The sequence below is a fragment of the Streptomyces sp. CA-146814 genome (genome assembly GCF_050942385.1).
Taxonomy (GTDB): Bacteria; Actinomycetota; Actinomycetes; order Streptomycetales; family Streptomycetaceae; genus Streptomyces.
This window is the reverse complement of sequence record NZ_CP192068.1, coordinates 4,856,500-4,879,666: the sequence shown is the minus strand read 5'-3', so window position 1 is coordinate 4,879,666 and position 23,167 is coordinate 4,856,500. Positions and strand designations below refer to the sequence as shown.

Here is a 23,167-nt window from a genome sequence, read left to right as displayed (position 1 = left end):
GGACTCCGTGGAGGCGCCCCTCACCCCACCGCCTCGAACCGCCACCGGTGCACCGGCCGGGTGATCAGGGCGGCGTCGGGCTCGGGGAGTTCGGGGAGGTCCTCGGCGTACGACGCCTGCTCCCACCACGTCATGACCAGCACCCGGTCCTGCGGGGCGCGCAGGAGTTCGCGGCGGGCGGGCTCGCGGGACAGTTCGGCGGACCGGGCCCGCGCCCACTCCAGGAGCTCGCCGCCGCGGCCCTCCACGGCACGGGCCTCCCACATCAGGACGACGGTCGCGGCGCTCATGAGTACAGGTTGTCCTTGCTGATCTCGTGCACGTGGTCGTGGTCGTGCGCGTGCTGGTGCTTCCCCGGAACGTGCGGCTCCGTCACCGGCAGCGAGGAGTCCGCCGACAGCTCCAGGTCGGACGGGCGCCGGTTGCGGGCGACCATCTCCGCGCCGAGCGCCGCGACCATCGCGCCGTTGTCCGTGCAGAGCCCCGGTCGCGGCACCCGCAGCCGGATGCCCGCCCGCTCGCACCGCTCCTGCGCCAGCGCGCGGAGCCGGGAGTTGGCCGCCACGCCGCCGCCGATCATCAGGTGGTCGACGCCTTCGTCCTTGCAGGCCCGGACGGCCTTCCGGGTGAGCACGTCCACCACGGCCTCCTGGAAGGACGCCGCCACATCCCGTACCGGCACCTCCTCGCCCGCCGCCCGCTTCGCCTCGATCCAGCGCGCGACCGAGGTCTTCAGGCCGGAGAAGGAGAAGTCGTACGGGGCATCGCGCGGGCCGGTCAGGCCGCGCGGGAACGCGATGGCCTTCGGGTCGCCCTCGCGCGCCAGGCGGTCGATGACCGGGCCGCCGGGGAAGCCGAGGTCCAGCACGCGGGCGATCTTGTCGAACGCCTCGCCCGCCGCGTCGTCGATCGTGGCGCCGAGCGGCCGCACGTCGCTGGTGATGTCGGGCGCGAGCAGGAGCGAGGAGTGGCCGCCGCTGACCAGGAGCGCCATCGTCGGCTCGGGCAGCGGGCCGTGCTCCAGCTGGTCGACGCAGATGTGCGAGGCGAGGTGGTTGACCCCGTAGAGCGGCTTGTTCAGCGCGTACGCGTACGCCTTCGCGGCCGAGACGCCGACCAGCAGCGCGCCCGCGAGTCCGGGGCCGGAGGTGACCGCGATCCCGTCGAGGTCGCGGGCGCTGACGCCGGCCTGCTTCAGGGCGCGCTCGATGGTGGGGACCATCGCCTCCAGGTGGGCGCGGGACGCGATCTCCGGGACGACGCCGCCGAAGCGGGCGTGGGTGTCGACGCTGGAGGCGACGGCGTCCGCGAGCAGGGTGGTCCCGCGCACGATGCCGACGCCGGTCTCGTCGCAGGAGGTCTCGATGCCGAGTACGAGGGGTTCGTCGGCAGCCATCATTCAGTCCCGGTCTCTGGTGCGTTGTCCGTTGCGTGTTCGTCCATGGTGAGGCGCATGACGAGCGCGTCGATGTTCCCCGGCTGGTAGTAGCCGCGCCGGAAGCCGATCGGCTCGAAGCCGAACCGCTCGTACAGCTTCTGCGCGCGCGCGTTGTCGACCCGGACTTCGAGGAGCACGGTGGCGCACTCGAAGGCGGTCGCGGCCTTCAGCAGGTCGGCGAGGAGTTCGGAGCCGAGGCCGGTGCCCCACGCCTCGCGGCTGACGGCGATGGTCTGGACGTCGGAGAGGTCGCCGAGGGCGGCGAGCCCGGCGTACCCGACGATCCTGCCGGTGGCCGGCTCCTCGGCGACGACGTAGTGGCGGGTGGCGCCGGGGCCGCGCGCGTGGGCCAGCTCGGACCAGAACATGCCGGGCGACCAGGCGTCGTCCGGGAAGAGCGCGTGCTCCAGCTCCAGGACGGGTTCGATGTCCCACCAGCGCATCTCGCGCAGCACGGTCGTGACGGCGGTGCTCACCGGGGAGTGACCACCTTGTAGTTCTTCGGGACCTGCGCGTCGGGCCGGCGCAGATAGAGCGGCTGGGGCTCCAGCAGCTCCTGCCCGGCCGCGAGCCGTTCGGCGGCGAGCGCGGCGAGCGCACCGGCGGCCACGTGCTCGGGGCCGCGCGCGTCCGGGAAGGCGTCCGGGTAGAGCACCGCGCCCTGGCCGACCACGGGGAGCCCGGCGAGTGCCCCGGCGATGTCGGCGGGCCGGTCGACGGCCGGATCACCCGTACGGGTGCGGGCGTCCTCGTACCGCGCCCAGTACACCTCCTTGCGCCGCGCGTCCGTCGCCACGGCGAAGGGCCCGTCCAGGCCGCCGTCCTGCCCGGCGGCGTACGCCAGTCCGTCCAGGGTGCAGATCCCGTGTACGGGGACGTCGAGGGCGGAGCCGAAGGTGGCGGCGGTGACCAGGCCGACCCGCAGCCCGGTGTACGGGCCGGGGCCGACGCCCACGACCACGCCCGTCACGGCGTCGAGCTTCACCCCGGCCTCGGCGAGGACCCGGTCGACGGCGGGCAGCAGCAGTTCGCCGTGCCTGCGGGCGTCGACCTGGCCGGAGGCGGCGATGACGGACGTACCGTCGTGCAGGGCGACGGTGACGGCGGGCGTGGCGGTATCCATGGCGAGCAAGAGCACGCAAACAGCCTACGGCTCCGCCGACGGCGGTACGGCGCCCGTACGGCGTCCCGGCCTGCCCGCCGCCTGCTGCTACCGTCACCGGGTATCCGCGGGTACGACGTAAACGCTTGTACGACATGCGGCAGGGCGCGGTCGAAAGGGGAGTTCACGGTGTCAAGGGGAAGCTCGGGAATGGTGGCCGGGCTCACTGCGGCGGCGGTCGTCGCGGTCGCCGTCCTCGCCTACCAGGCATCGGCGAACGCACCCGATTCGGTGGCGTCCTCCTCCTCGGCCGCTCCGAAGACCTCGGCCTCCGCCTCCGCGCAGCCGACCGCGAAGCCGAAGCCCACACAGGACGCCTTGGCCGTCCCGGCGGCCTCGGGCACCGGCGAGCGCGTCGTCTACGCGCTGAAGGACCGGCGGGTCTGGCTGGTGGAGGGCAACGGCAAGGCGCTCCGTACGTTCACGGTGATGCCGAGCCCCGTCAGCCCGCCGCCCGGCACCTACCAGGTCTCCTCGCGCTCGGGCACGGTCCAGGGCTCGGACGGCGTGCCCATCGAGCACGTGGTGCGGTTCGCCAACGTCAACGACGTCGCGGTGGGCTTCAGCGCGGCGCAGGACGGCTCGATGGAGGCCCCGGACCCGACGTCGAAGACCGGCGGCGTACGGATGAAGCGGGCGGACGGCAACGCGATGTGGACCTTCGCGACGGTCGGCGCCAAGGTGGTCGTGGTCCCGTAGCCCGCGCGGCCCGTCGCGGCCGCACCGCGGCCTCGGGCCCGTAACGCGTTCTTACGCCGCGGCCCGTAATGCTTTCTTACGCCGCGGCCCGTAACGCGTTCTTACGCCGCCCGGCGCCGCTCAGCGTTCTCGTCGCCGGTCTCCTCGTCACCGTCGGCCGCGTCCCGCTCGCTCGGCGGGGTGGAGACCGCGGTGGCCGCCGCGCACGAGGCGAGCAGATCCTTCATCGACAGGTCGGACGGCGTCGGCTGCTGCCGCGGCTGCTCCGCACGCTCGGGCGTCGGCATGGATGCCTCCTGGGTTCCGGTGGAGGTCATGGTTAGGCAGCCCTAACCACGTCTCGTACCCATGTGACCACGACCACGGTCCCGTGCGCAACAATTTGCCGACAGTCCGTCGGGAAGGCCGCCTCCGCGTTGAGCCCCGGCTACGCCAGCTCCTCCCGCAGCCCCGCCCAGCGCGGGCCGATGCCGACCAGCGTCACCTCGCGCCGCTCGTCGTCCGTGTCGCCGGTCGCGCGGTCGATGAGCACCCGCAGCCGGTCCTCGGCCAGCTCCTCCACCTTGCCGTCGCCCCACTCCACGACCACCACCGACTCCGGCAGCGACACATCGAGGTCCAGGTCCTCCATCTCATCTAGCCCGCCACCGAGGCGGTACGCGTCGACGTGGACCAGGGCGGGTCCTTCCACCAGGGAGGGGTGGACGCGGGCGATGACGAAGGTGGGCGAGGTGACCGCGCCGCGCACACCGAGGCCTTCACCGAGGCCCCGGGTCAGCGTCGTCTTCCCGGCGCCCAGCTCGCCCGTGAGCATGACCAGGTCGCCGGGGGCCAGGACGCGGGCGAGCCGGCGGCCCAGGTCCTGCATCTGCTCGGGCGACTCGACGGTGAGCGTGACGGTGACGGCCTCGGGAACGGCCTCGGTGACGGCTTCCGGAACGGCCGTCTCCGGGCTAGCGGCGGCCGGGCTGCTGTGCGGTGCTTCCATGCTCGCCAACGTTAGCGGCAGCCACCGCTCCGCCGCGTACGAGCAGGTCGGCCAGCCGGTCGGTGACCGCCTCCGGGTGCTCCAGCATCACCAGGTGCCCGGCGTCCGGCACCAGGACCAGCTCGGCCTCCGGCAGCACGTCCGCGATGGCCTCGCTGTGCGAGCTGGGGGTGACCAGGTCCTTCTCCCCGGCCAGGATCAGCACGGGCACGTCCCGGAAGGCGGGCAGCGCACCGCTCTTGTCGTGCTCGGTGAAGGCCGGGTAGAACTCGGCGACCACGTCGATCGGGGTCGACTCGATCAGCCGCTCCGCGAACCGGGCGACCGCCGGGTCCACGTCCCGCGAGCTGAACGAGTACCGCTTGATCAGCCCGGCGAAGAGGTCGGCGGTGGCCCGGCGCCCCTTCTCCACCAGCTCCGCCTGCGTCCCCAGCGCCCGCAGCACGCCCGGCAGCACGCGGCGCACCGCCCGTACGCCCGCCACCGGCAGCCCGAAGTTGACCTCGCCGAGCTTGCCGCTGGAGGTGCCGACGAAGGCCACAGCGGCGACCCGGTCGCGGATGAGGGCCGGGTACTGGTCGGCCAGCGCCATCATCGTCATGCCGCCCATGGAGTGGCCGACGAGCACGATCCGCCCCTCGGGGGCCGCCGCGTCGATGACGGCCTTGAGGTCGCGGCCGAGCTGGTCGATGCCGACGGCCACGCCGTCCGCCTGGGCGCGCCCGCGCTCGGAGCGGCCGTGGCTGCGCTGGTCCCAGTAGACGGCCCGGACGAGGCCGCGCAGGGCGGCGCGCTGGAAGTGCCAGGAGTCCTGGCCGAGGCAGTAGCCGTGGCTGAAGACGACGGTGACGGGGGCGGGGGCCTTGCGCCCGAAGAGCCGGCGGCGGCGGTTGCCCTCGGAGCCGGTCCCGTCTTCCGGCTGCGCGGGCTCGACCTCGTCGACCTCGTAGTACAGCTCGGTCCCGTCGTCGGCGACGGCCCGGCCCGGCGTCCCGCGCAGCGAGCCGTACGGTCCGGTCGCGTCCAGCGCGAGGCGGGCCTTCTTGCGCATCCCGCGCCCGACGGTGAGCCGCTCGACGGCGACCCCGGCCGCCGCGCCGGCGGCGAGCACTCCTATCGCGGCCCCGGCGACGCCCGCCCGGCGCCATCCGGGCGCCGTCGCGGCGGCCACCGCCATGACCTCTCCCGCCGCCGCCCCCGCGCTGCTCTCGCTCACGGTCCCGTGCCCCCGCTCGGTTCTGCCGTCTCGTTCACGTACACCCTCGGTACCCGGCTGCCGATCCGGGTGACGATCTCGTACCCGATCGTGTCGGCGGCCACCGCCCAGTCCTCGACGGTCGGCTCGCCCCGGTCGCCCGGTCCGAACAGCACGGCCTCCGCGCCCGGTTCGGGCCGGTCGCCGCCGAGGTCGACGACGAACTGGTCCATGGCGACGCGGCCCGCCGCCGTACGGACCGTGCCGCCGACCAGGACGGGCCCGCGCCCCGACGCGTGGCGCGGGACGCCGTCCGCGTAGCCCACCGGGATGAGGCCGAGCGTGGTCTCGGCGGGGGTGGCGTAGTGGTGGCCGTAGCTGACGCCGTGTCCGGCCGGGACGTCCTTGACCAGCGCGACGGCGGCGGCGAGCGTCATCACCGGGCGCAGCCCCAGCTCGGCGGGGGTGCCGAGCTCGGGGGCGGGTGAGACGCCGTACATCGCGATACCGGTCCGTACGAGGTCGAAGTGCGCCTCCGGAAGCGTCAGCGTGGCCGGGGAGTTGGCCAGGTGGCGCACCTCGGGGTCGACGCCCTCCTTCTCCGCGTACGCGACCATGTCCCGGAACACGGAGAGCTGGGCGGCGTTGGCCGGGTGGCCGGGCTCGTCGGCGCAGGCGAAGTGGGACCAGAGGCCGGTGATCCGGATGGTGCCGGTCCGCTCGGCGGCGCGGGCCTCGGCGACGAGTTCGGGCCAGTCGGCGGGCTGGCAGCCACCCCGGCCGAGACCGGTGTCGGCCTTGAGCTGGACGCGGGCCGGGCGGTCGGCGGCAGCGGCGGCCGCGACGACCTCGCGCAGCGCCCACAGCGCGCCGACCGACACGTCGATGTCCGCCTCGATCGCCTCGCGCCAGGGCCCGCCGGGCGTCCAGAGCCAGCACATGATCCGGCCGTCGAGACCGGCGGCCCGCAGCGCGAGCGCCTCGTGCGGGGTGGCGGTGCCGAGCCAGGTGGCCCCGGCCTCGCGGGCGGCCCGGGCGCACGGCACGGCCCCGTGCCCGTACCCGTCGGACTTCACCACGGCCATGAGCTGTGCACCGGCCGCCCGCTCGCGCAGGGCACGCACATTGGCGCGCAGCGCGGCGAGGTCGATCTCGGCACGGGCTCTCAGGGACGCTGTCTCGTTCATCGCGCCCAGTCTCTCAGAGGCGCCCGCCACCTCCCGGGCAGTGCACGCCGGTATCCACACCTATGTACGTTTCATCACATGCCGGAGGTGGTCGACCAGGACCGGCACATGGCTGTCGGCGACGTCCTTCACGGCGGTGATCAGCGTGACCGGCCCGCCTTCGCGCACGATTCCCACCAGCCGGTCGACGGCCTCGGTGTGGGCCGGGTCGTCCAGTTCGGTGCGGTAGCGGTCGACGAAGGTGTCGTGGCGGGCGCCGGAGCGGTCCTGGTGGTACCAGGAGCGCAGCTCGTCCGAGGGGGTGATGTCCTTCAGCCACACGTCGATCGCGGCGCGCTCCTTGGAGACGCCGCGCGGCCAGAGCCGGTCGACGAGCACGCGGGTGCCGTCGCCGTCCTCGGGCGGGTCGTAGACCCTGCGTACGCGTACGGGTTCGCTGCCGCTCACGGTCAAGGCCTCTCTGCGGGGGCTTCCACCTTCGCCCCGGCTCACCCCGCCCGCACGTCGCGCCAGGCCGCCGGGATGGAGTCCGCGACGTCCTGCGCGGAGACCGGGGCGCCGTCGGAGTGGTGCCGGGCGGCGAGTCCGTGCAGGTAGGCGCCGACGGACGCGGCGTCGCGCGGGGCCAGTCCGGCCGCGAGCAGCGATCCGGTCAGCCCGGAGAGCACATCGCCGCTGCCGGCCGTGGCGAGCCAGCCGGTCCCGGTCGGGTTGACCCGTACGGGGGTGTCGCGGGCCTCCGCGACCAGGGTCGTGGACCCCTTGAGGAGGACGGTGGCGCGGTAGCGGGCGGCCAGTTCGCGTACGGCGGCGAGCCGCCCGGCCTCCACCTCCTCGCGCGCCACGCCGAGCAGCGCGGCGGCCTCCCCGGCGTGCGGGGTCAGGACGGTGGCGGCGGTCCGGGTCCGTACGGTGTCGGGGTCCAGCAGCCGCAGCCCGTCCGCGTCGACCAGTACGGGGACGTCGGCGCCGAGCACGTCGGCTGCGGCCTCCTCCGCCCACCGGCCGTCCCCGAGGCCGGGCCCGATCACCCAGGCCTGGACGCGCCCGGCCTTCGACGGCGGCCCGGCGTGCACCAGCGTCTCCGGGAAGCGGGCGATCACCTCGTCCGCGCCGGGCCCGACGTACCGCACGGCCCCGGCTCCGCCGCGCAGGGCGCCCGCGACCGCGAGGACCGCCGCGCCCGGATAGCGCTCGGATCCGGCGACGACGCCGACGACGCCCCGGCTGTACTTGTCGCTCTCGCCGCCCGGCACCGGCAGCAGCGCCGCCACGTCCGCGTACTGGAGCGCCTCCAGGTCCGGCGGCTCCGGCAGCTCCGGCCCGAGCCCGATGTCCACCAGCCGCAGGGCGCCCGCGTGTTCGGCGGCCGGGTCGATGAGGTGGCCCGGCTTGTACGTGCCGAAGGTGACGGTCGCGTCGGCGCGGACGGCCTCCCCGTGCACCTCCCCGCTGTCGGCCTCGACGCCGCTCGGCAGGTCGACGGCGACGACCGGCGTACGGCCGTGGCTCCGGGCCACCGCCCGCAGCAGGGCCGAGGCGTTCTCGCGGAGCCCGCCGCGTCCGCCGATGCCGGTGATGCCGTCCACGACGAGGTCGAGCGCGCCGCCGATGTCGTCCGGCTTGTCGACGACCTGCCCTCCGGCGGCCAGGAACGCGGCGAGACCGCCGGCGTGCGCCCGGTCGGGCGAGACGAGGAGGGCGCGCACTCCGGCGCCCCGCCGGGCGAGGCGTGCGCCCGCGTACAGCGCGTCGCCCCCGTTGTCGCCGCTGCCGACCAGGAGCAGGACCCGGGATCCGTACACCCGGCCGCTGCGCCGCAGCAGATCGCCGCAGGCGGCGGCGAGGCCGGCGGCGGCGCGCTGCATCAGGGCGCCTTCGGGCACCCGCTTCATCAGGGCGGCCTCGGCGGCCCGTACGGTCTCCACGCTGTAGACACGTCGCATGGCACCAACCCTGGGCGATCACGGGGCCGAACGCCACCCCCGCAGACCCGCGCACGGGCCGTCGGGGGTGGGCATGGGGCTCACCCCTCGGCGATCACGACGGCCGGAGGCGGTTCACCCCTCCGCGTTCACGACGGCTGACGCCACCCCCGCAGACCCAGGGCGGTTCACCCCTCCGCGATCACCACCGCCGAAGCCACCCCCGCGTCATGGCTGAGCGAGACGTGCCAGCCGCGCACGCCCAGTTCGGCCGCGCGGGCGGCGACCGTGCCGCTCACCCGCAGCCGGGGCTGCCCGCTCTCCTCGACCCAGACCTCCGCGTCGCTCCAGAGCAGCCCGCCCGGTGCGCCGAGCGCCTTCGCGAGGGCCTCCTTCGCGGCGAACCGGGCGGCGAGCGAGGCGACGCCGCGACGCTCGCCGCTGGGCAGGGTCAGCTCGCTCGCCGAGAAGAGCCGGTCGGCCAACTGGGGCGTACGCTCCAGCGCGGCGCCGAACCGCTCGATCTCGGCCACGTCGATCCCGACTCCGATGATCACGAACCCACCCTCGCCATCCCCATCACGCGGGGCGCGCGCCCCGGCTCACTCCACGGTCACGGACTTCGCCAGATTGCGCGGCTGGTCCACCTCGTTGCCACGGGCCGTCGCCAGCTCGCAGGCGAAGACCTGGAGCGGCACGGTGGCGACCAGCGGCTGAAGCAGCGTAGGCGTTACGGGGACGGTGATGAGGTGGTCGGCGTACGGGACGACGGCCTCGTCGCCCTCCTCGGCGACGACGATGGTGCGCGCGCCCCGGGCCCGGATCTCCTGGATGTTGGAGACGATCTTGTCGTGGAGGACGGAACGGCCGCGCGGCGAGGGCACGATGACGACGACCGGCAGGCCCTCCTCGATGAGCGCGATGGGCCCGTGCTTGAGCTCGCCGGCCGCGAACCCCTCGGCGTGCATGTAGGCGAGCTCCTTGAGCTTGAGCGCGCCTTCGAGGGCGACGGGGTAGCCGACGTGGCGTCCGAGGAAGAGGACGGTGTCGTGGTGGGCGAGGGAGCGGGCCAGCGCGCGGACGGGCTCCATGGTCGTGAGGACGCTCTCGACCTCGGCGGAGATCGCGGAGAGCTGGCGCACCACCGTACGGATCTCGTCACCCCACTTCGTGCCGCGCAGCTGGCCGAGGTACAGGGCGACGAGGTAGCAGGCGACGAGCTGGGTGAGGAAGGCCTTGGTGGAGGCGACGGCGACCTCGGGCCCGGCGTGGGTGTAGAGGACGGCGTCGGATTCGCGCGGGATCGTCGAGCCGTTGGTGTTGCAGATGGCGAGGACCTTGGCGCCCTGTTCGCGGGCGTGGCGCAGCGCCATCAAGGTGTCCATGGTCTCGCCGGACTGGGAGATGGCGATGACGAGGGTGCGCTGGTCGAGGATCGGGTCACGGTAGCGGAACTCGCTGGCGAGCTCGGTCTCGCAGGGCAGCCGGGTCCAGTGCTCGATGGCGTACTTGGCGATCATCCCGGCGTGGAAGGCGGTGCCGCAGGCGACGATGACGACCTTGTCGACCTCGCGGAGTTCGGCGTCCGGGATGCGGACCTCGTCCAGGGTCAGTGAGCCCTCGCCGTCGATCCGGCCGAGGAGGGTGTCGGCGACGGCCTGGGGCTGGTCGGCGATCTCCTTGAGCATGAAGGAGGCGTAACCGCCCTTCTCGGCGGCGGAGGCGTCCCAGTCGACGTGGTACTCGCGCACCTCCGCCAGGTCCCCGTCGAACCCGGTGACGGTCACGCCCTCGCGGCTCAGCTCGACGACCTGGTCCTGGCCCAGCTCGATGGCGGAGCGGGTGTGGGCGATGAAGGCGGCGACGTCGGAGGCGAGGAACCACTCGTCGTCCCCCACGCCCACGACGAGCGGCGAGTTGCGCCGGGCGCCGACGACGACGTCCGGCTGGTCCGCGTGGACGGCGACCAGGGTGAAGGCCCCCTCCAGCCGCCGACACACCTGCCGCATGGCGTCCGCGAGGTCCCCGCCCGCCGAGAACGCCTCGGCCAGCAGATGCGCGACGACCTCGGTGTCCGTCTCCGACCCGAGCGCGTGCCCGCGCCCCGTCAGCTCGCGCCGCAGGGCCGCGAAGTTCTCGATGATCCCGTTGTGGACGACGGCGACCCGGCCCGCGTTGTCCAGGTGGGGGTGGGCGTTCACATCGTTGGGCGCCCCGTGTGTGGCCCACCGCGTATGCCCGATCCCGGTCCGCCCGGCCGGCAGCGGCCGGTCCCCCAGCTCCTTCTCCAGATTGACGAGCTTGCCCGCCTTCTTCGCGGCGGCGAGCCCACCGTCCGCGAGCACGGCGACACCCGCCGAGTCGTAGCCCCGGTATTCGAGGCGCTTGAGTCCCGCGACGACGACGTCCTGCGCCGACTGCCCACCGACATAACCCACGATTCCGCACATAACGGCAGCCTAAGGCCGGAAGCGGCTCCACGGCGGGGCGAGCCGCGCCCGACGGCATGTCACACCGCCCGGCGCGGCCCACTGTTCCGGTTCTCGGCCCTCACGGATCCCAGGGCCTGCGGTCGAACTGTCCTAGGAGCAGTACTGCGCCGCCTTGCCGATCGACCGGTACATGCAGTCCGCGTTCTCGATCAGTTGCAGCACCGCGTCCCGGTTGCGGGAGGTCTCGCGTTCGATGACCTCGTCCGGCGGGTAGAAGCCGCCGCCCGAGGCCGAGCGCGGGTACATCTCGAAGGTGTAGCCGAAGATCCGCTGCGAGCCCCACAGCCAGTCGTCGATCGAGCCGTCCGTGATGTACAGGTCGCTGGACTGCTCGGCCGTGTAGCCGTTGCTCGCCGCCATCTTCTGGCCCACCGCCGCGAACGCGTTGCGGTCGTCGGCCGTCATGCCGGGGGCCGTGTCGTTGTACGTGTAGCCGAACGGCCACAGCACCAGCTCGCTGTACGTGTGGAAGTCGATGGCCGCCGTGATCTGCTGCTTCCCGCCGACCACCCGGCTGCGTACGAAGTCCGCCACGACCTTCGTCTCCGGCGCGGACTCGGCGGCCCTGCCCCGGTAGGTGTCCGAGGACGGGCTGGAGGAGGAGCCGCCGCAGCAGCCCCACTTGAAGGCCCAGTTGCGGTTGAGGTCGGTGCCCACGGCGGTGGAGCCGGAGTTGGGCTGCCGGTTCTTGCGCCAGCTGCGGTACGAGCCGGAGGCGATGTCGTACTCGCCGCCGTCCGGGTTCATGTCCGGGATGATCCACAGCTCGCGGTCGTTGACCGCCCGGGTGATCCGGGAGTCGCTCCCGTACCCCGCCGCGAACTCGCGGAGCAGGTAGAGCGACATCTCGACGGTCAGGTGCTCGCGGGCGTGCTGGTGGGCGGTGAAGAGGACCTCGGGCTCGGCCTCGTCGGTGGCCACGTTGTCGCTGATCTTGATCGCGACGATGTCCCGGCCCTGGTAGGTCTTGCCGATGACGCGCTTGCTCATGATCGAGGGGTTGGCGGCGACACGGGCGTCGATCGCCGCCGTCATCTCGGCGTAGTTGTGGTACCGGGAGTCGGCCGGCGGGAAGTCGAGCGCGCCGACGCCTTCCTCGCCGTGGGCGTGGGCGTCCGGTGCGGGCAGCGCCGCCAGGACGTGGCCCTTGGCGCGGAGCTTCCTGACCTGGTCGGCCTTGGCGCTGATCACGATGCCGTGGTCGTGCACCTCGTCGATCGTGACGCCGGTACGGAGGATCTCGGTGCGCGCGGCAGGGGTGGTGCGCCCGGTGATCTCGTACTGGACCGGCCGCTCCTCCGCCGCGACGACCGTGTTCCGGGCGGCGGGCTCGGCGGTGGCGACGGCGGTCGCCGGGGCGGCGAGACCGAGGGCGAGGAGGACGGCGAGGGTGGCGTTCCGCCGGGCCTTCGTCCTGGCCGTGCCGGGCTTCGTTCTGGCTTTCGCCGGGCGGGATTTCCGTGTGTTGGCGAGTCGCATGCTGGCAGTCTCCTGAGTCCGTCGGGGTGGGGGGTGGAGCTGTGCGACGGGCACAGGATGGAGCCATGTCATGAGCGGGTCAAGGTGTAGGTTTCGGCCACTCCCGCACGGCACCGGTGTCCTCAGAGGCGGCGGTAGGTGCGGCCGCCCCGCCGGGGCAGCGCCCTCGGGTCGTCCCCGTCCGTCGCGGTGGCCTCCAGGGCGAGATGCAGTTCGGCTCGTACGGTGGCGTCGGTGAGGTTCTGCCCGAGGCGCTCGGCGCACCGGGTGAGCCAGATCGTCAGGGTGGTGCGGTGGACGTGCAGCTCGGTCGCGGCGGGAGCGGTTCTGGCGTGGTGGCGCAGCCAGCAGGCGAGGGCGATCCGCAGATGGGGTTCGAGCCCACCGACCAGGCCGACGGCCCAGGTGCGGGCCGCGCCGGTGTCCAGGATCCCGCCGGGCAGGGTCTCCAGCCGAGCCCGGCCATCTTCCCGGTCGTCTTCCTGGACGTCCTCCCGGTCGTCCTCCCGGTCGCCCTCCTGGACGTCCTCCTCGCCGTCCTTCTGGCCGTCGCTCCCTGCCCCACGGTCGCCGTCCTCCTGGTCGTCCCCCCGCGTGGGAGCGCGGAGCGCGAGCAGCAGATGGGCCTGCACCGTGATGTCGTCGAGGTCCGCGCCGAGCAGGACGGCGAGGCCGCGGAGCCGGGTGCGGACGGTGCCGGGCGAGAGTCCGAGCGCGGCGGCGGCACGCGGGGCGCTGCCGGTGCGGAGCCGCACCAGGAGCAGGTGCCGGTGTTCCGGGGTCAGCGGGCCCAGCACGGATCGCGCCCAGGCGGTGTACGGGCCCGGGGGGAGCAGGCGGGCGAGCTGCGGGGTGCCGACGGCGTCGGCGGGGACGATGCGGTGGGCGGGGGTGGCGCTGTGCCGGGCCGACCCGGCGTCGGCGTGGGCGGTGGGCATCTCGGCCAGGGGCAGGGGTCCGGCCAGGCCCGCGAGGAGGCCGTGGCGTTCGCTCACCCGGGACACCAGGCGCAGGATCCGCCCGTCGTCGCTGCCGGGGTGGAGTTCGGCGACCAGGAGTTCGCCGTCCACCTCACCGATCAGGGCGCAGGATCCGCCGTGCCCGGCCAGGGACGGGCGGGCGGCCCGCCAGAGGACCTGGTGGGCGGTGGGGACGTCGGGGCCGATGAGCCGGTAGAGCGTGACGTGGGTGAGCCCGCCGGCGCCCACGGTGTTCGTGACGGAGGTGGTGTGGCCGGCCAGGAGCAGCCGGAGCAGGGTGGCGTGCAGCCGCATCTGCTCGGCGCGCAGCTCGGCGGCGCGCTGCCCGCGCACCTCCAGGAGGGCCGCCGTGGTGGTGGCGACGAGCCCGACGTGCTCGGCGTGCACGGTCGGTGCCGGACGCAGGACGAGGACGGCTCCGGCCGCCGGGCGCTGCACATGGTGCGGGTGGTCCTGCGGATGGGCCGCGGCGTGGACACCGTCGGCCGCCGCGCCGGCAGGCGTGCTGCAGACGGCCCCGGCGATCGGGTCGGTCAGCACCGCCGATCCCTGGATGAGCACGGCGGCCTCGCTGACCAGCTGCGCCCCGGACCGTGTCGCGGCCCGCAGCAGCCGGTCCGCCACCGCTTCCCGCGCCGTGCGGACAGCCCCCTGTCCGGCGGCGTCGGGTCCGGTCGTGTACGTGGTGCTCATACCGCGCCCCCTCGGCGGACGGAGCGCGCCGCGCACCCGCGGTGCGGGTGCGCGGCGCGGCGATGACGGGAGATGACGGGAACGGGTCAGGGAATGCGGGCGACGGCTCCCCAGCCGGCCCGGGCGGTCGTGGTGCCGGTGTTCGCGTCGGGCCGCCAGTTCGGCCAGGACACCATCCCCGGCTCCACCATCTCCAGCCCGTCGAAGAACGCGATGGTGGTCTCCGGCTCGCGGAAGATGTACGGGATCGCCCCGCTGCTGTTGTACTCGTCCTGGACCGCCCGGTGGGCCTCGTCCGACGCGGTGGAGTGGGACAGGGAGAGGTAACTGCCCGAGGGCAGGCGCTCCACCAGCCGCCGCACCAGGGACAGCGCGTCGTCCCAGTCCACGATGTGCCCCAGCACGTCGGAGATCACGAGGGCGACGGGCTCGCTCAGGTCCAGGGTCTTGGCCGCGCCCTCCAGGACGGCCTCCGTGTCCCGCATGTCCGCCTCCACGTAGGCGGTCGCGCCCTCGGCGCTGCTGGTCAGCAGCGCGTGGACGTGCAGCAGCACGAGCGGGTCGTGGTCGACGTAGACGATCTTCGCGTCCGGGGCTATCCGCTGCGCGACCTCGTGCGTGTTGTTCGCCGTCGGCAGGCCCGCGCCGACGTCCAGGAACTGCCTGATCCCGGCGTCCCGGGCGAGGTAGGTCACCGTACGGCGCAGGAAGTCGCGCGACTCCTTCGCGAACGTCTCGATCAGCGGGTACTTCTCCCGGTAGGCGTCGCCCGCGGCCCGGTCCGCCGGAAAGTTGTCCTTCCCGCCGAGCCAGTAGTTCCACACGCGCGCGGAGTGCGCGACGCTCGTGTCGATCTGCGCGGGCAGTTCAGCCCCGTTCCCGGTCGTACTCATCCTGAAGAACCTTCCTCGTCCGGTCCGGACGCATCGCCATCACGCACGAAACGTCCAGCATCGCCTGATATTCCTGTACCGACGGGTTGCTGTCCCACACCTCCGCCGTTCCCGGCAGCCCGCCCTCACGCACCACATGATCCGCGATTTCCCGGATCTCCACCCGGTACAGGCTCAAGGCCGGAACTCCGGTCAGCGGATGGGGCGGTGAGTCCTCGTGGTGCAGCTGCACCATCACGTCCGGCCGGTCCGCGGCCTCCTGGAGCGCGGCGAGCTGCTCGCGCATCACCTCACCGCCGCCGACCCGGCAGCGCAGCGCGGAGACCGGCAGGACCGCCCACACCCGCGCCTGCTGCTCCCGCAGCCGCCGCTGACGCATCGCCAGCAGATCCGCACGCCGCCGCCGGGTCGCGGCGTCCAGGTCCGGCCGCATCGCCGCGTCCACGGCCATGGCGTACGCCGGGGTCCGCAGCAGCAGCGGTACGAGCGCCGGGTCCCAGGTGCGTACGAAGCTCGTGGCGGACTCCACGCTCATCAGGTCCATGAGCCAGGGGTCCATCGCATCGCGCCACGGATGCCACCAGCCGGGCATGTTGGCCGCGTTGAGCCGGCCCATGATGTCGTCGGTCTCGGCCGCACCCGCCCCGTACCGGTCGAGCAGGGCGGACACCTGCCCCACGTCCAGCGAGGTCTGCGCCTGCTCCAGCCTCCGCAGCGTCGAGGGGTGCCAGCCGAGCAGCTTGGCGGCCTGGGGTACGGACAGGCCGGCGCCTTCCCGCAGGTGCCGCAGCCGCGCCACCAGGACCAGGTGCTGAGCCGTCCGGCCCGACCGTTCACGCGCCACGGCTCCTCCTCCTGCTCCGGCCCGGCATCCGACTCCTGCTCCTGTTCTGCTGCTCCTGCTCTCCTGCTCCTGCTCTCCCGCTCCCCGCTCACGCTCGGGATGCGGCTCCGGCCCCCGCTCCGGCATCCGACACTTCGCGCAACCTGCGCACAGTGCACACAGCGCACCTTGCGACGATCGCGCGCCGCTCTCATCGTGAGTATGTCCGACTCCAACGACCGCAGCACGGCGGAGCGTTCCCGTCCCACCATCATCACCCGCCCATGGAACGTCAGTTGAGCGGCGGGTGACCCGACCTGCCGGTACGCGACGAGCGGGGCCCCGACACCCCTCCCGCGCCCCGGACCCGACGGCCCCTCACGCCCGCACCGCACCGCACCCTGGAGCCCGCCCCATGACCCACCCGCACCTGATCCACCCGGACCCTCGCCCCGCCCCTGCCCCCGCCCTCGCCCCACCGAGGCAGCTCCCCCGGCGCCCCCTGGACCTCCGCGTCCGCACCCGGCGCATCCAGGTCGAGGAGCTCATCGTCGACGACCCCGGCAAGGTTCTCGACCACGCCCGGCAGGCCGCCCTCACCGCCCCCGACACCGCCGCCGTCCTCGGCCACAGCCCCACCACCCCGCTCACCCTCCCGGCGGCGGCGGCCCTGCTCTCCGCCCTCCACGAACCCGGGGAACTCGCCGCGATGGGCCTGCGCCTCACCGTCCGCACGACCCACGTCACCGCCTCCGACCAGCAGACCGAGCCCGTCTCCCTGGAACTGTCGTACGCCCCCGACCCGGAGGCTTGACCTCAAGCCGACTTGAGGTCGGAGGGTGACCTCATGACGATCTCACCGGAAGACCGCACGGCGGTTCAGAACTGGATCAGGAGCACGGCGTACCCCCTCACCACCGCCGACCCCTCGGCGTCCCTGGAAGACCTGAGGCCGCTCCTGGACCTGCTCGGCGAGCGGACGGCCGTGGTCGGTCACGGGGCCGGCACCCGTGGAGCGCATGAACTCTTCGCCCTCCAGATGCGCGTCGCCAGGCTTCTGGTCGGTGAGGCCGGATTCCGCGCCGTCGCCTTCGACCAGGACTGGACGCTCGGCGTCCGGCTCGACACCTACGTACGCACCGGGGCGGGAGATCCCGTGGCGCTGCTGGAGTCCGCGGAGCCCTTCTGCCGCACCGCCGAGGTGCTGGCCCTCGTCCGGTGGATGCGGGCCTTCAACGAGGAGCACCCGCACGACCCCGTCCGCTTCGCCGGGGTCAGCCCCCACGAGACGGGGCCGTCGGCATACGACACGGTGGCCGGCTACGTGCGCCGGGCCGCACCCGCGCTGCTGGACGAGCTGGAGTCCTGTTACGCCGGCCTCCGGCCGGAGGGCGAGGTGGCCGCGCACACGCGCCGGTTCCGCGCCCTGCCGGACAGGCGGTCCTGGCGCGACCGGGCGCGGGCGGCCCACGCCCTGGTGGCGGGGGTACCGGCCTCCGACGGCCACGCCTGGGCGCTCCACAACGCCCGGGTGATCGTCCAGTACCACGAGCTCCACGACCACGACGACGATCCGCTGGACCCGCACAACATGGCCGCCTACGAGCGGTTCTTCGCCGAGAACGTCCTGTGGTGGCACCAGCACAGCGGCCACCAGGTGCTGTTCTGGACCTCCAGCTCCCATTCCGCCAAGGCACCGGGCCGGATCATCAGCTTCCCGCCCGACCCGGGCGGCGCCTCGCGTAACGCCGGCAGCCACCTCCAGGACCGGCTCGGGGACCGCTACCTGTCGATCGGGCTCACCTTCGGCCGCGGCGAACTGGCCACGTACACCGGCACCCCGCCCCACCGGGTGCCCGGACCCGTACCACCGCTGGTGGAATCGGTCCTGGAGGACGACGCGGCGGGTGACTACCTGCTGAACCTCCGTACGGACGCTCCGGCGCCCGTCACCGACTGGCTCGCCGGGACCGCCGTATCCCGGGCCATCGGACCACGCCACGACCCGGACGACGACACCGCTCACCACATGACGGGCGGTTCCCTGGCCGAGTGGTTCGACGTCCTCGTGCACCGGCGGCACGTGACACCGGCCCGCCCGCTCCCCCGCTGAAGCAGCCTGGCGGGAGGATCACCCCTCCCCCAGCTTCCTCCGCAGCGCCGCCCTCTCCGGCTCGGTGCCCGCCAGCTCCAGCGCCTCCCGATAGGCCACGGCGGCCTCCCCGTCCCGCCCCAGCCGGCTCAGCAGATCGCCGCGCGCCACCGCGTACGGCCCGTACGCCCGCAGCCGGAGCTCCCCGCCCAGCGCGTCCAGCAGCGCCAGCCCCTCACCCGGCCCGTCGCGCATCGCCACCGCGACCGCGCGGTTCACCGCGACCACGGGGGACGGGGTCAGGGTGAGGAGCACGTCGTACAGGGCCACGATCTGCGCCCAGTCCGTCGACTCCACGTCCGCCGCCTCGTCGTGCAGCGCGGCGATGGCGGCCTGCACGCCGTACGGCCCGGCCGGTCCGCCGGTCAGCGCCCGCACCACCAGCGCCCGGCCCTCGTCGATCATCGCCCGGTCCCAGAGCCTGCGGTCCTGGTCCTCCAGAAGCACCGGCTCGCCCTCCGGACCGGTCCGCGCCGCGCGCCGGGCGTGGACGAGGAGCAGCAGCGCGAGAAGCCCGGCGCTCTCCCGCTCACCGGGGAGCAGACGGTGCAGTATCCGGGCCAGCCGGAGCGCCTCCTCGGCCAGGTCCAGCCGCTGGAGACGGGGGCCCGAGCTGGCCGCGTACCCCTCGGTGAAGACCGAGTAGACGACCTGGAGCACCCCGGGCAGCCGCTCGGGCAGTTCGTCGGGGCCGGGCACCCGGAACGGGATCCGGGCCTCGCGGATCTTCTTCTTGGCCCGCACGATCCGCTGCGCCATGGTCGCCGTCGGTACGAGGAAGGCCCGCGCCACCTCGGGGGTGGTGAGCCCGGCGAGGCAGCGCAGGGTGAGGGCGGTACGGTCCTCGGCGGCGAGGGCGGGGTGGGCGCAGGTGAAGAACAACTGCAGCCGCTCGTCCGGCAGTTCATCCGCCCCGGCCGGTGCTGCGACGGCCTCGTCCCGTTCCGCGTCCGCCTGGAGTACGGCGAGCCGTGCCGCGTACGCCTGGTCCCGCCGCAACCGGTCCACCGCCTTGCGCCGCGCGGTCGTCAGCAGCCAGGCCCCGGGCCGGGCGGGAACGCCCTCGGCCGGCCAGTGGCGCAGGGCCGCCTCGATCGCCTCGGACGTCACCTCCTCAGCCAGGTCGAGATCCCCGAACCGCCGTACGAGGGAGGCGAGCAGCAGCCCCCGCTCCTCCCGGAACACCGCCTCGACGGCGACCTGCGCATCCCCGGGGTCCGCTCCCTCGCCCGCCACCGCCGTCAGCCCGCGAAGTCGCCGAAGTCCGCGACCGGCCGGACGACGACCGAGCCGCCGTCGCGCGCACCGGGACAGCGGGCCGCCCAGTCGAGGGCCGTGTCGAGGTCCGGCACGTCGATCACGAGGAACCCGCCCAGCAGCTCCCGCGTCTCCGCGAACGGCCCGTCCGTCACGGTCCGCTCCCCGGCCGGCGAGACCCGCACGGTGGTCGCGGTCACCAGATCGGCCAGCGACTCGCCGGAGACGAGGATCCCGGCGTCGCGTACGTCCTTGTCGTAGGCCATCCAGTCCGCGACGGTGCACTGCGGCGCCCCGCCCTGCTCGTCGACGGCCCCGCTGTGGATCAGCAGCATGTACTTCATGGTCCGACTCCTGTCGCCTCGGTGTTCCCAGCCCCTCGGGGCTGCCTTACACCATGACGACGAACGGCCCGGGCCCCGATCGACACGCCGCCCGAAGTTTTCTTCCGGACCTCAGGGAAGGAGCGTGAGCGCGGGCACATGCCTGGGCTTGACCACCGTGAAGTGACGACGGTCGAGGGTCGCGACACGCTCCACGCCGTAACGCTCAGCCACTGCGATCACCGACGCGTCGACCGCTCGGCGTTCCCGAAGCGCCGCTCCATGCGCTCGCGAAGGTAGTCGTCGTGCCGCTCCGCAAGGTCCGCCGGTCCCTGGATGCTGCCGATCAGAGCGATCAGCCCCTCCGGCACCGGCTCGTCCTCGGACGGCTGCTCGGTCACTCCAGCACTGTAGAACCGCGCAACCCCGCGCGAACAGGACAGCGCCGCCTTCACGCGCTCAGGCGAAACGGCTCGGTACCGTCCGCGCGGACCTCACCGCATCCCCGGCACACCCCCGCCACCGGTGACCGGAACGCCCGGTCGCAGTCGTCGCAGTTCTGCAGGGGCACGACCGGCGCCGCGACGGGCAGCGGCGCCGGGAGGAGCGTGATCAGGCGGTGGCGCAGCAGCTTCGCCGGGTGCCGGAGCGGTACGGGCGGGTCGTCGGTGAGCGCCTCCCGTACGGCATCGGGCCGCATCCCCCGCTCCAACCAGGCCGCGACCCCGGGAACGAGCCGCCGCACGTCCTCCTCGGAGAGGACGAAGACGGGCGCGGTCCGCCGCAGCCCGGCCAGCAGGTCGGCCGCCGCCGCGTACAGCGCCTCGGTGGGACGGCACGGACCGGGCAGCGGCGGGCGCGGCGGCTTGGACGCGGTGGGCGGCGGGACGAGCCGGGGCTCGGGTTCGGCCTCAGGCTCCGGTTCGGGCTCGGCCTCAGGCTCTCGTACGGGTTCGGCCTCGGGCTCTCGTACGGGCTCGACCTCAGGCTCCGGTACGGGTTCGGCCTCAGGCTCTCGTACGGGTTCGGCCTCAGGCTCTCGTACGGGCTCCGGTTCGGCCTCCGGCTCCGGTACGGGAACGGCTTCACGGTCCCGTACGGGCGTCGCTTCCGCCCACCGGGCCGCCGCCTCCGGGTGGTTGTACGACTCCGTGCGCGTGGCCACCCGGCCGCCTTCCACCCGCTCCCGGGTGCGGCGCAGGAATCCGTGGCGCTCCAGCTCGCGCAGCCCGGCCGCGATGGCCGTCTCGCCCTCCGGGAAGGTCGCGGCGAGCGCCTTGATGCCGATGCGCCTTCCGGCGGGCAGCGACTGGATGTGGGTGCCGAGGCCGATGGCCAGCAGGGACAGGTCCCGGTGCTGGGAGAGCCGGTTGGAGATGATCGAGTAGCCGTCGGTGAGGCGGATGTTGATGTGCACGACGCCGGAGGACGCGGCGCGCGAGGGCGCGCTAACCTGCTGGGTATCCATCGGGAAGGTGTTGCTTCCTTGTTGGTCAGGCCTTCGGTCGGGATGCCAGTCCCGGCCGGGGGCCGTCTCATGTCTGTGGTGGTGTTCAGCGCGAGCATATGCCCGCCAACAGGGCCAAAATCCAGCCCGGTTGGCACAGTTCACCCGTGTGAGTGACGGCGCCCTCGCGCGCGCCCCGAGGGTGACCGACGGCCGGTCATGGGTTGGGTTGGGTTATTTATCCAGTAATGAAAAGCAAGTAATGAAAAGCACGTACTTAAAAGCTTTTACGTCGTGGTCGACCACGTCACGGCCCACCACGTCCCGGCCCACCGCATCGCGGTCCACCGGGTCGCGGCCCACCGGGTCGTGGCAGTCACGATCCGGTGGAACCACCGACCGCCGTCATCCCTCAGAGCCGGCGAAGCTCCCACAGACGCCAGACGGCGTCCTCGGCGAGGCGGTGCCCGCCCAGGACGGCTGAGCGCGTCACCACGTGGCGCTGCCGGTGCCAGACGGGGATCAGCGGGGCGTCCCTCGCGATGGCGTCCTGGATGGCGCGGAACGGCTTCATCGCCCGGCCGCGATCGGCGAACCGCTGCGTGTCCCTGATGACGTGGTCGACCTCGGCCGATGCGTAGCCGTTGTCGAGAACGTTCCCGGTCCCCACCAACGGCTGGACGAACGTGTCCGCGTCCGGAAAGTCAGGCACCCATTGGAAGAGGTGGATGTCGAAATCGCCTTTGCGGCTGCGCTTCTGGTACGTGGTGAAGTCGCGTTCCTCGATCAGCTCGACCCGGAAAAGGCCGCCTTTCTCGAACTGGCGCTTGAGTTCGCGTGCCTCGATGGCGGCGGTACCGCCCTGGTGGCCCAGCCTGACGCGCACCGGTGGGGTGATCTCGGCGGATCGCAGAAGCTGCGTCGCATACGCGAGGTCCGCCTCCGGGTAGCGGTCGAAGAACGCCGTGCTGTGTCCGGCAACGCCTTGCGGGACCAGTGAATACAGCGGCGTCACCGTGTGCTTGAAGACCTCGCCCGCCAGATGTCCGCGGTCGATGAGGGCGGCGACGGCTCGGCGGGCCGCGACGTTCCGTAAGGGCCTCCGCGAGGAGTTCATGTTCAGGACGAGATAGTGCGCCTCGGCGCTGTTTCCGACCGAGAGGCGTACGTCGGTGTCGCCGGGATCGATTCCCGCGAGGGTGGCGGACGGAAGCCCCGCATAGGCGATGTCGACCGTTCTGGCGTTCCACGCCGCTTCGACGTCCTGCGGGGTCTCGAAGTAGCGGACCGTGACCACGACGCCCTTCGTGGTCACGGCTCCCTTGTACGCGGGGTTCGGTTCGAGGGTGAGGGATTCCTGCTCCTTGTAGGACGACAGGAGGTAGGGGCCCGAGCCCGAGGCGCTCTTCTCCTCCCGCAGCCGGTCCGCCGGGAACTCCGCCGGGTCGACGATGGAACCCGCTCCCGTGGCGATCTTCGACGGCCAGGTGGCGTCGGCGGTCGTGAGGTGGAACGTCACGAGAGACCCCTGGGCCTCCACGGAGTCCAGGTTGGCGAACAAGGGCGCCGGTCCCAGCGGGTCACGGATACGGAGGATGCGATCGAACGAACGCTTCACCGCGCTCGCCGTGAGCGGATTTCCGTTCGAGAACGTGAGGTCGCCGCGTATGTCGCATTGATACGTGGTGAGCGCGGATCCGACGAAGGCGCACGACTCGGCCGCGTCGGGTTTCGGTACGGGCGAACCCGGCTCGAAGGTGAGGAGGCCCTGATAGATGTTGTTGTACACCGCCCAGGACCCGTTGTCGTACACACCGGCCGGGTCGAGGCTCGTCAGATGGCTCGACGTACCGATGACGATCGGTTCTTCTTTCGCCGCCTCGGTCTGCGGCAGCTGACAGCCACTGGCGAAGAGAAGAGCGAGAGACCCGGCTGCTATTCCGGGACGGATGAGTTTCATGAACGCGCTCGTGCTTCCTTGGTCCATGGGCAGGGCAATGGGGGTGCCGTGCCACGGTGGCTGGAACGTAAGGG

24 protein-coding genes are annotated in these 23,167 nt (G+C 73.0%); 3 read left to right on the top strand and 21 right to left on the bottom strand.

Features of this window, described 5'->3' with window-relative positions:
* Positions 1-20: 20 nt before the first annotated feature.
* From ACQP09_RS22000 to tsaB, 4 genes are read right to left on the bottom strand one after another with little or no spacing between them, the layout of a single operon-like run.
* On the bottom strand, positions 21-290 hold the full coding sequence (locus ACQP09_RS22000; protein ID WP_433402133.1) for a hypothetical protein: 270 nt from the start codon (positions 288-290) through the stop codon (positions 21-23).
* A complete protein-coding gene (gene tsaD / locus ACQP09_RS21995) occupies positions 287-1,396 on the bottom strand; it encodes a tRNA (adenosine(37)-N6)-threonylcarbamoyltransferase complex transferase subunit TsaD (protein ID WP_433402131.1) in 1,110 nt (369 codons plus the stop codon). Before tsaD ends, ACQP09_RS22000 begins: the two co-directional genes overlap by 4 nt.
* Positions 1,396-1,881, bottom strand: coding sequence for a ribosomal protein S18-alanine N-acetyltransferase (gene rimI, locus ACQP09_RS21990; RefSeq protein ID WP_433406707.1), 486 nt, complete (start codon positions 1,879-1,881; stop codon positions 1,396-1,398). The genes tsaD and rimI overlap by 1 nt, the downstream gene beginning before the upstream one ends.
* Before the next feature lie 29 nt (positions 1,882-1,910).
* A complete protein-coding gene (gene tsaB, locus ACQP09_RS21985) occupies positions 1,911-2,561 on the bottom strand; it encodes a tRNA (adenosine(37)-N6)-threonylcarbamoyltransferase complex dimerization subunit type 1 TsaB (RefSeq protein WP_433406706.1) in 651 nt (216 codons plus the stop codon).
* A gap of 189 nt (positions 2,562-2,750) precedes the next feature.
* On the opposite strand from tsaB, the gene ACQP09_RS21980 reads away from it, so the two are divergent.
* Positions 2,751-3,299 carry a hypothetical protein gene (locus tag ACQP09_RS21980; RefSeq protein WP_433406704.1) on the top strand — a complete coding sequence of 183 codons (549 nt, stop codon included), beginning with the start codon at positions 2,751-2,753 and terminating at the stop codon, positions 3,297-3,299.
* A 101-nt stretch (positions 3,300-3,400) separates the two neighbouring features.
* Here ACQP09_RS21980 and ACQP09_RS21975 read toward each other — a convergent pair whose 3' ends face one another.
* The 12 genes from ACQP09_RS21975 to ACQP09_RS21920 form a co-directional block, all read right to left on the bottom strand.
* Entirely contained in the window at positions 3,401-3,586 is a 186-nt protein-coding gene (locus ACQP09_RS21975) for a hypothetical protein (RefSeq protein ID WP_433402129.1), read from the bottom strand.
* Between the two features lie 140 nt (positions 3,587-3,726).
* Positions 3,727-4,287: a tRNA (adenosine(37)-N6)-threonylcarbamoyltransferase complex ATPase subunit type 1 TsaE gene (tsaE, locus tag ACQP09_RS21970; RefSeq protein WP_432151153.1), complete on the bottom strand. Its 561-nt coding sequence runs from the start codon at positions 4,285-4,287 to the stop codon at positions 3,727-3,729.
* Complete coding sequence (locus ACQP09_RS21965; protein ID WP_433402127.1) at positions 4,253-5,503, bottom strand: alpha/beta fold hydrolase; 1,251 nt, start codon at positions 5,501-5,503, stop codon at positions 4,253-4,255. The genes tsaE and ACQP09_RS21965 overlap by 35 nt, the downstream gene beginning before the upstream one ends.
* On the bottom strand, positions 5,500-6,669 hold the full coding sequence (gene alr / locus ACQP09_RS21960) for an alanine racemase (RefSeq protein ID WP_433402125.1): 1,170 nt from the start codon (positions 6,667-6,669) through the stop codon (positions 5,500-5,502). Before alr ends, ACQP09_RS21965 begins: the two co-directional genes overlap by 4 nt.
* 60 nt (positions 6,670-6,729) lie before the next feature.
* Positions 6,730-7,116 (bottom strand): DUF488 domain-containing protein, encoded by a 387-nt coding sequence (locus ACQP09_RS21955; RefSeq protein ID WP_433402124.1) that lies wholly within the window; start codon positions 7,114-7,116, stop codon positions 6,730-6,732.
* 41 nt (positions 7,117-7,157) lie between these two features.
* Positions 7,158-8,615, bottom strand: a complete 1,458-nt coding sequence (locus tag ACQP09_RS21950) for an NAD(P)H-hydrate dehydratase (protein ID WP_433402122.1) — start codon at positions 8,613-8,615, stop codon at positions 7,158-7,160.
* Positions 8,616-8,782: 167 nt separating this feature from the next.
* The gene (locus tag ACQP09_RS21945; RefSeq protein WP_432151148.1) at positions 8,783-9,151 is read right to left on the bottom strand and encodes a holo-ACP synthase; all 369 of its coding nucleotides are present in this window, start codon (positions 9,149-9,151) and stop codon (positions 8,783-8,785) included.
* Positions 9,152-9,196: 45 nt separating this feature from the next.
* A complete protein-coding gene (glmS, locus tag ACQP09_RS21940; RefSeq protein WP_433402120.1) occupies positions 9,197-11,044 on the bottom strand; it encodes a glutamine--fructose-6-phosphate transaminase (isomerizing) in 1,848 nt (615 codons plus the stop codon).
* Between the two features lie 132 nt (positions 11,045-11,176).
* The gene (locus ACQP09_RS21935; protein ID WP_433402118.1) at positions 11,177-12,565 is read right to left on the bottom strand and encodes a M14 family metallopeptidase; all 1,389 of its coding nucleotides are present in this window, start codon (positions 12,563-12,565) and stop codon (positions 11,177-11,179) included.
* Between the two features lie 122 nt (positions 12,566-12,687).
* Positions 12,688-14,238, bottom strand: a complete 1,551-nt coding sequence (locus ACQP09_RS21930; RefSeq protein ID WP_433402116.1) for a helix-turn-helix domain-containing protein — start codon at positions 14,236-14,238, stop codon at positions 12,688-12,690.
* Positions 14,239-14,324: 86 nt separating this feature from the next.
* Positions 14,325-15,131 carry an SAM-dependent methyltransferase gene (locus tag ACQP09_RS21925; protein ID WP_404064638.1) on the bottom strand — a complete coding sequence of 269 codons (807 nt, stop codon included), beginning with the start codon at positions 15,129-15,131 and terminating at the stop codon, positions 14,325-14,327.
* Positions 15,106-15,975 (bottom strand): helix-turn-helix domain-containing protein, encoded by an 870-nt coding sequence (locus ACQP09_RS21920; protein ID WP_433402114.1) that lies wholly within the window; start codon positions 15,973-15,975, stop codon positions 15,106-15,108. The genes ACQP09_RS21925 and ACQP09_RS21920 overlap by 26 nt, the downstream gene beginning before the upstream one ends.
* Before the next feature lie 394 nt (positions 15,976-16,369).
* On the opposite strand from ACQP09_RS21920, the gene ACQP09_RS21915 reads away from it, so the two are divergent.
* Positions 16,370-16,768: a hypothetical protein gene (locus ACQP09_RS21915; RefSeq protein ID WP_433402112.1), complete on the top strand. Its 399-nt coding sequence runs from the start codon at positions 16,370-16,372 to the stop codon at positions 16,766-16,768.
* Positions 16,769-16,801: 33 nt separating this feature from the next.
* Positions 16,802-18,067 carry an erythromycin esterase family protein gene (locus tag ACQP09_RS21910; protein ID WP_433402110.1) on the top strand — a complete coding sequence of 422 codons (1,266 nt, stop codon included), beginning with the start codon at positions 16,802-16,804 and terminating at the stop codon, positions 18,065-18,067.
* 18 nt (positions 18,068-18,085) lie between these two features.
* Here the strand turns inward: ACQP09_RS21910 and ACQP09_RS21905 are convergent, their stop codons facing one another.
* From ACQP09_RS21905 to ACQP09_RS21885, 5 genes are all read right to left on the bottom strand, one after another.
* On the bottom strand, positions 18,086-19,342 hold the full coding sequence (locus ACQP09_RS21905; protein WP_433402109.1) for an RNA polymerase sigma factor: 1,257 nt from the start codon (positions 19,340-19,342) through the stop codon (positions 18,086-18,088).
* A 5-nt stretch (positions 19,343-19,347) separates the two neighbouring features.
* The gene (locus ACQP09_RS21900; protein WP_433402107.1) at positions 19,348-19,707 is read right to left on the bottom strand and encodes a YciI family protein; all 360 of its coding nucleotides are present in this window, start codon (positions 19,705-19,707) and stop codon (positions 19,348-19,350) included.
* Between the two features lie 218 nt (positions 19,708-19,925).
* A complete protein-coding gene (locus tag ACQP09_RS21895; RefSeq protein WP_433402105.1) occupies positions 19,926-20,087 on the bottom strand; it encodes a hypothetical protein in 162 nt (53 codons plus the stop codon).
* Positions 20,088-20,137: 50 nt separating this feature from the next.
* Positions 20,138-21,154 carry a hypothetical protein gene (locus ACQP09_RS21890; RefSeq protein WP_433402104.1) on the bottom strand — a complete coding sequence of 339 codons (1,017 nt, stop codon included), beginning with the start codon at positions 21,152-21,154 and terminating at the stop codon, positions 20,138-20,140.
* A 391-nt stretch (positions 21,155-21,545) separates the two neighbouring features.
* A complete protein-coding gene (locus ACQP09_RS21885) occupies positions 21,546-23,093 on the bottom strand; it encodes an ABC transporter substrate-binding protein (RefSeq protein WP_433402102.1) in 1,548 nt (515 codons plus the stop codon).
* Positions 23,094-23,167 lie beyond the last annotated feature (74 nt).

Bases quoted from the DNA above. Each gene is read 5' to 3' on its own strand.
- ACQP09_RS22000 (WP_433402133.1), bottom strand. From the start codon at position 290: ATGAGCGCCGCGACCGTCGTCCTGATGTGGGAGGCCCGTGCCGTGGAG.
- tsaD (WP_433402131.1), bottom strand. From the start codon at position 1,396: ATGGCTGCCGACGAACCCCTCGTACTCGGCATCGAGACCTCCTGCGAC.
- rimI (WP_433406707.1), bottom strand. From the start codon at position 1,881: ATGCGCTGGTGGGACATCGAACCCGTCCTGGAGCTGGAGCACGCGCTC.
- tsaB (WP_433406706.1), bottom strand. From the start codon at position 2,561: ATGGATACCGCCACGCCCGCCGTCACCGTCGCCCTGCACGACGGTACG.
- ACQP09_RS21980 (WP_433406704.1), top strand. From the start codon at position 2,751: ATGGTGGCCGGGCTCACTGCGGCGGCGGTCGTCGCGGTCGCCGTCCTC.
- ACQP09_RS21975 (WP_433402129.1), bottom strand. From the start codon at position 3,586: ATGCCGACGCCCGAGCGTGCGGAGCAGCCGCGGCAGCAGCCGACGCCG.
- tsaE (WP_432151153.1), bottom strand. From the start codon at position 4,287: ATGGAAGCACCGCACAGCAGCCCGGCCGCCGCTAGCCCGGAGACGGCC.
- alr (WP_433402125.1), bottom strand. From the start codon at position 6,669: ATGAACGAGACAGCGTCCCTGAGAGCCCGTGCCGAGATCGACCTCGCC.
- ACQP09_RS21950 (WP_433402122.1), bottom strand. From the start codon at position 8,615: ATGCGACGTGTCTACAGCGTGGAGACCGTACGGGCCGCCGAGGCCGCC.
- glmS (WP_433402120.1), bottom strand. From the start codon at position 11,044: ATGTGCGGAATCGTGGGTTATGTCGGTGGGCAGTCGGCGCAGGACGTC.
- ACQP09_RS21935 (WP_433402118.1), bottom strand. From the start codon at position 12,565: ATGCGACTCGCCAACACACGGAAATCCCGCCCGGCGAAAGCCAGAACG.
- ACQP09_RS21930 (WP_433402116.1), bottom strand. From the start codon at position 14,238: ATGAGCACCACGTACACGACCGGACCCGACGCCGCCGGACAGGGGGCT.
- ACQP09_RS21925 (WP_404064638.1), bottom strand. From the start codon at position 15,131: ATGAGTACGACCGGGAACGGGGCTGAACTGCCCGCGCAGATCGACACG.
- ACQP09_RS21915 (WP_433402112.1), top strand. From the start codon at position 16,370: ATGACCCACCCGCACCTGATCCACCCGGACCCTCGCCCCGCCCCTGCC.
- ACQP09_RS21910 (WP_433402110.1), top strand. From the start codon at position 16,802: ATGACGATCTCACCGGAAGACCGCACGGCGGTTCAGAACTGGATCAGG.
- ACQP09_RS21900 (WP_433402107.1), bottom strand. From the start codon at position 19,707: ATGAAGTACATGCTGCTGATCCACAGCGGGGCCGTCGACGAGCAGGGC.
- ACQP09_RS21890 (WP_433402104.1), bottom strand. From the start codon at position 21,154: ATGGATACCCAGCAGGTTAGCGCGCCCTCGCGCGCCGCGTCCTCCGGC.
- ACQP09_RS21885 (WP_433402102.1), bottom strand. From the start codon at position 23,093: ATGAAACTCATCCGTCCCGGAATAGCAGCCGGGTCTCTCGCTCTTCTC.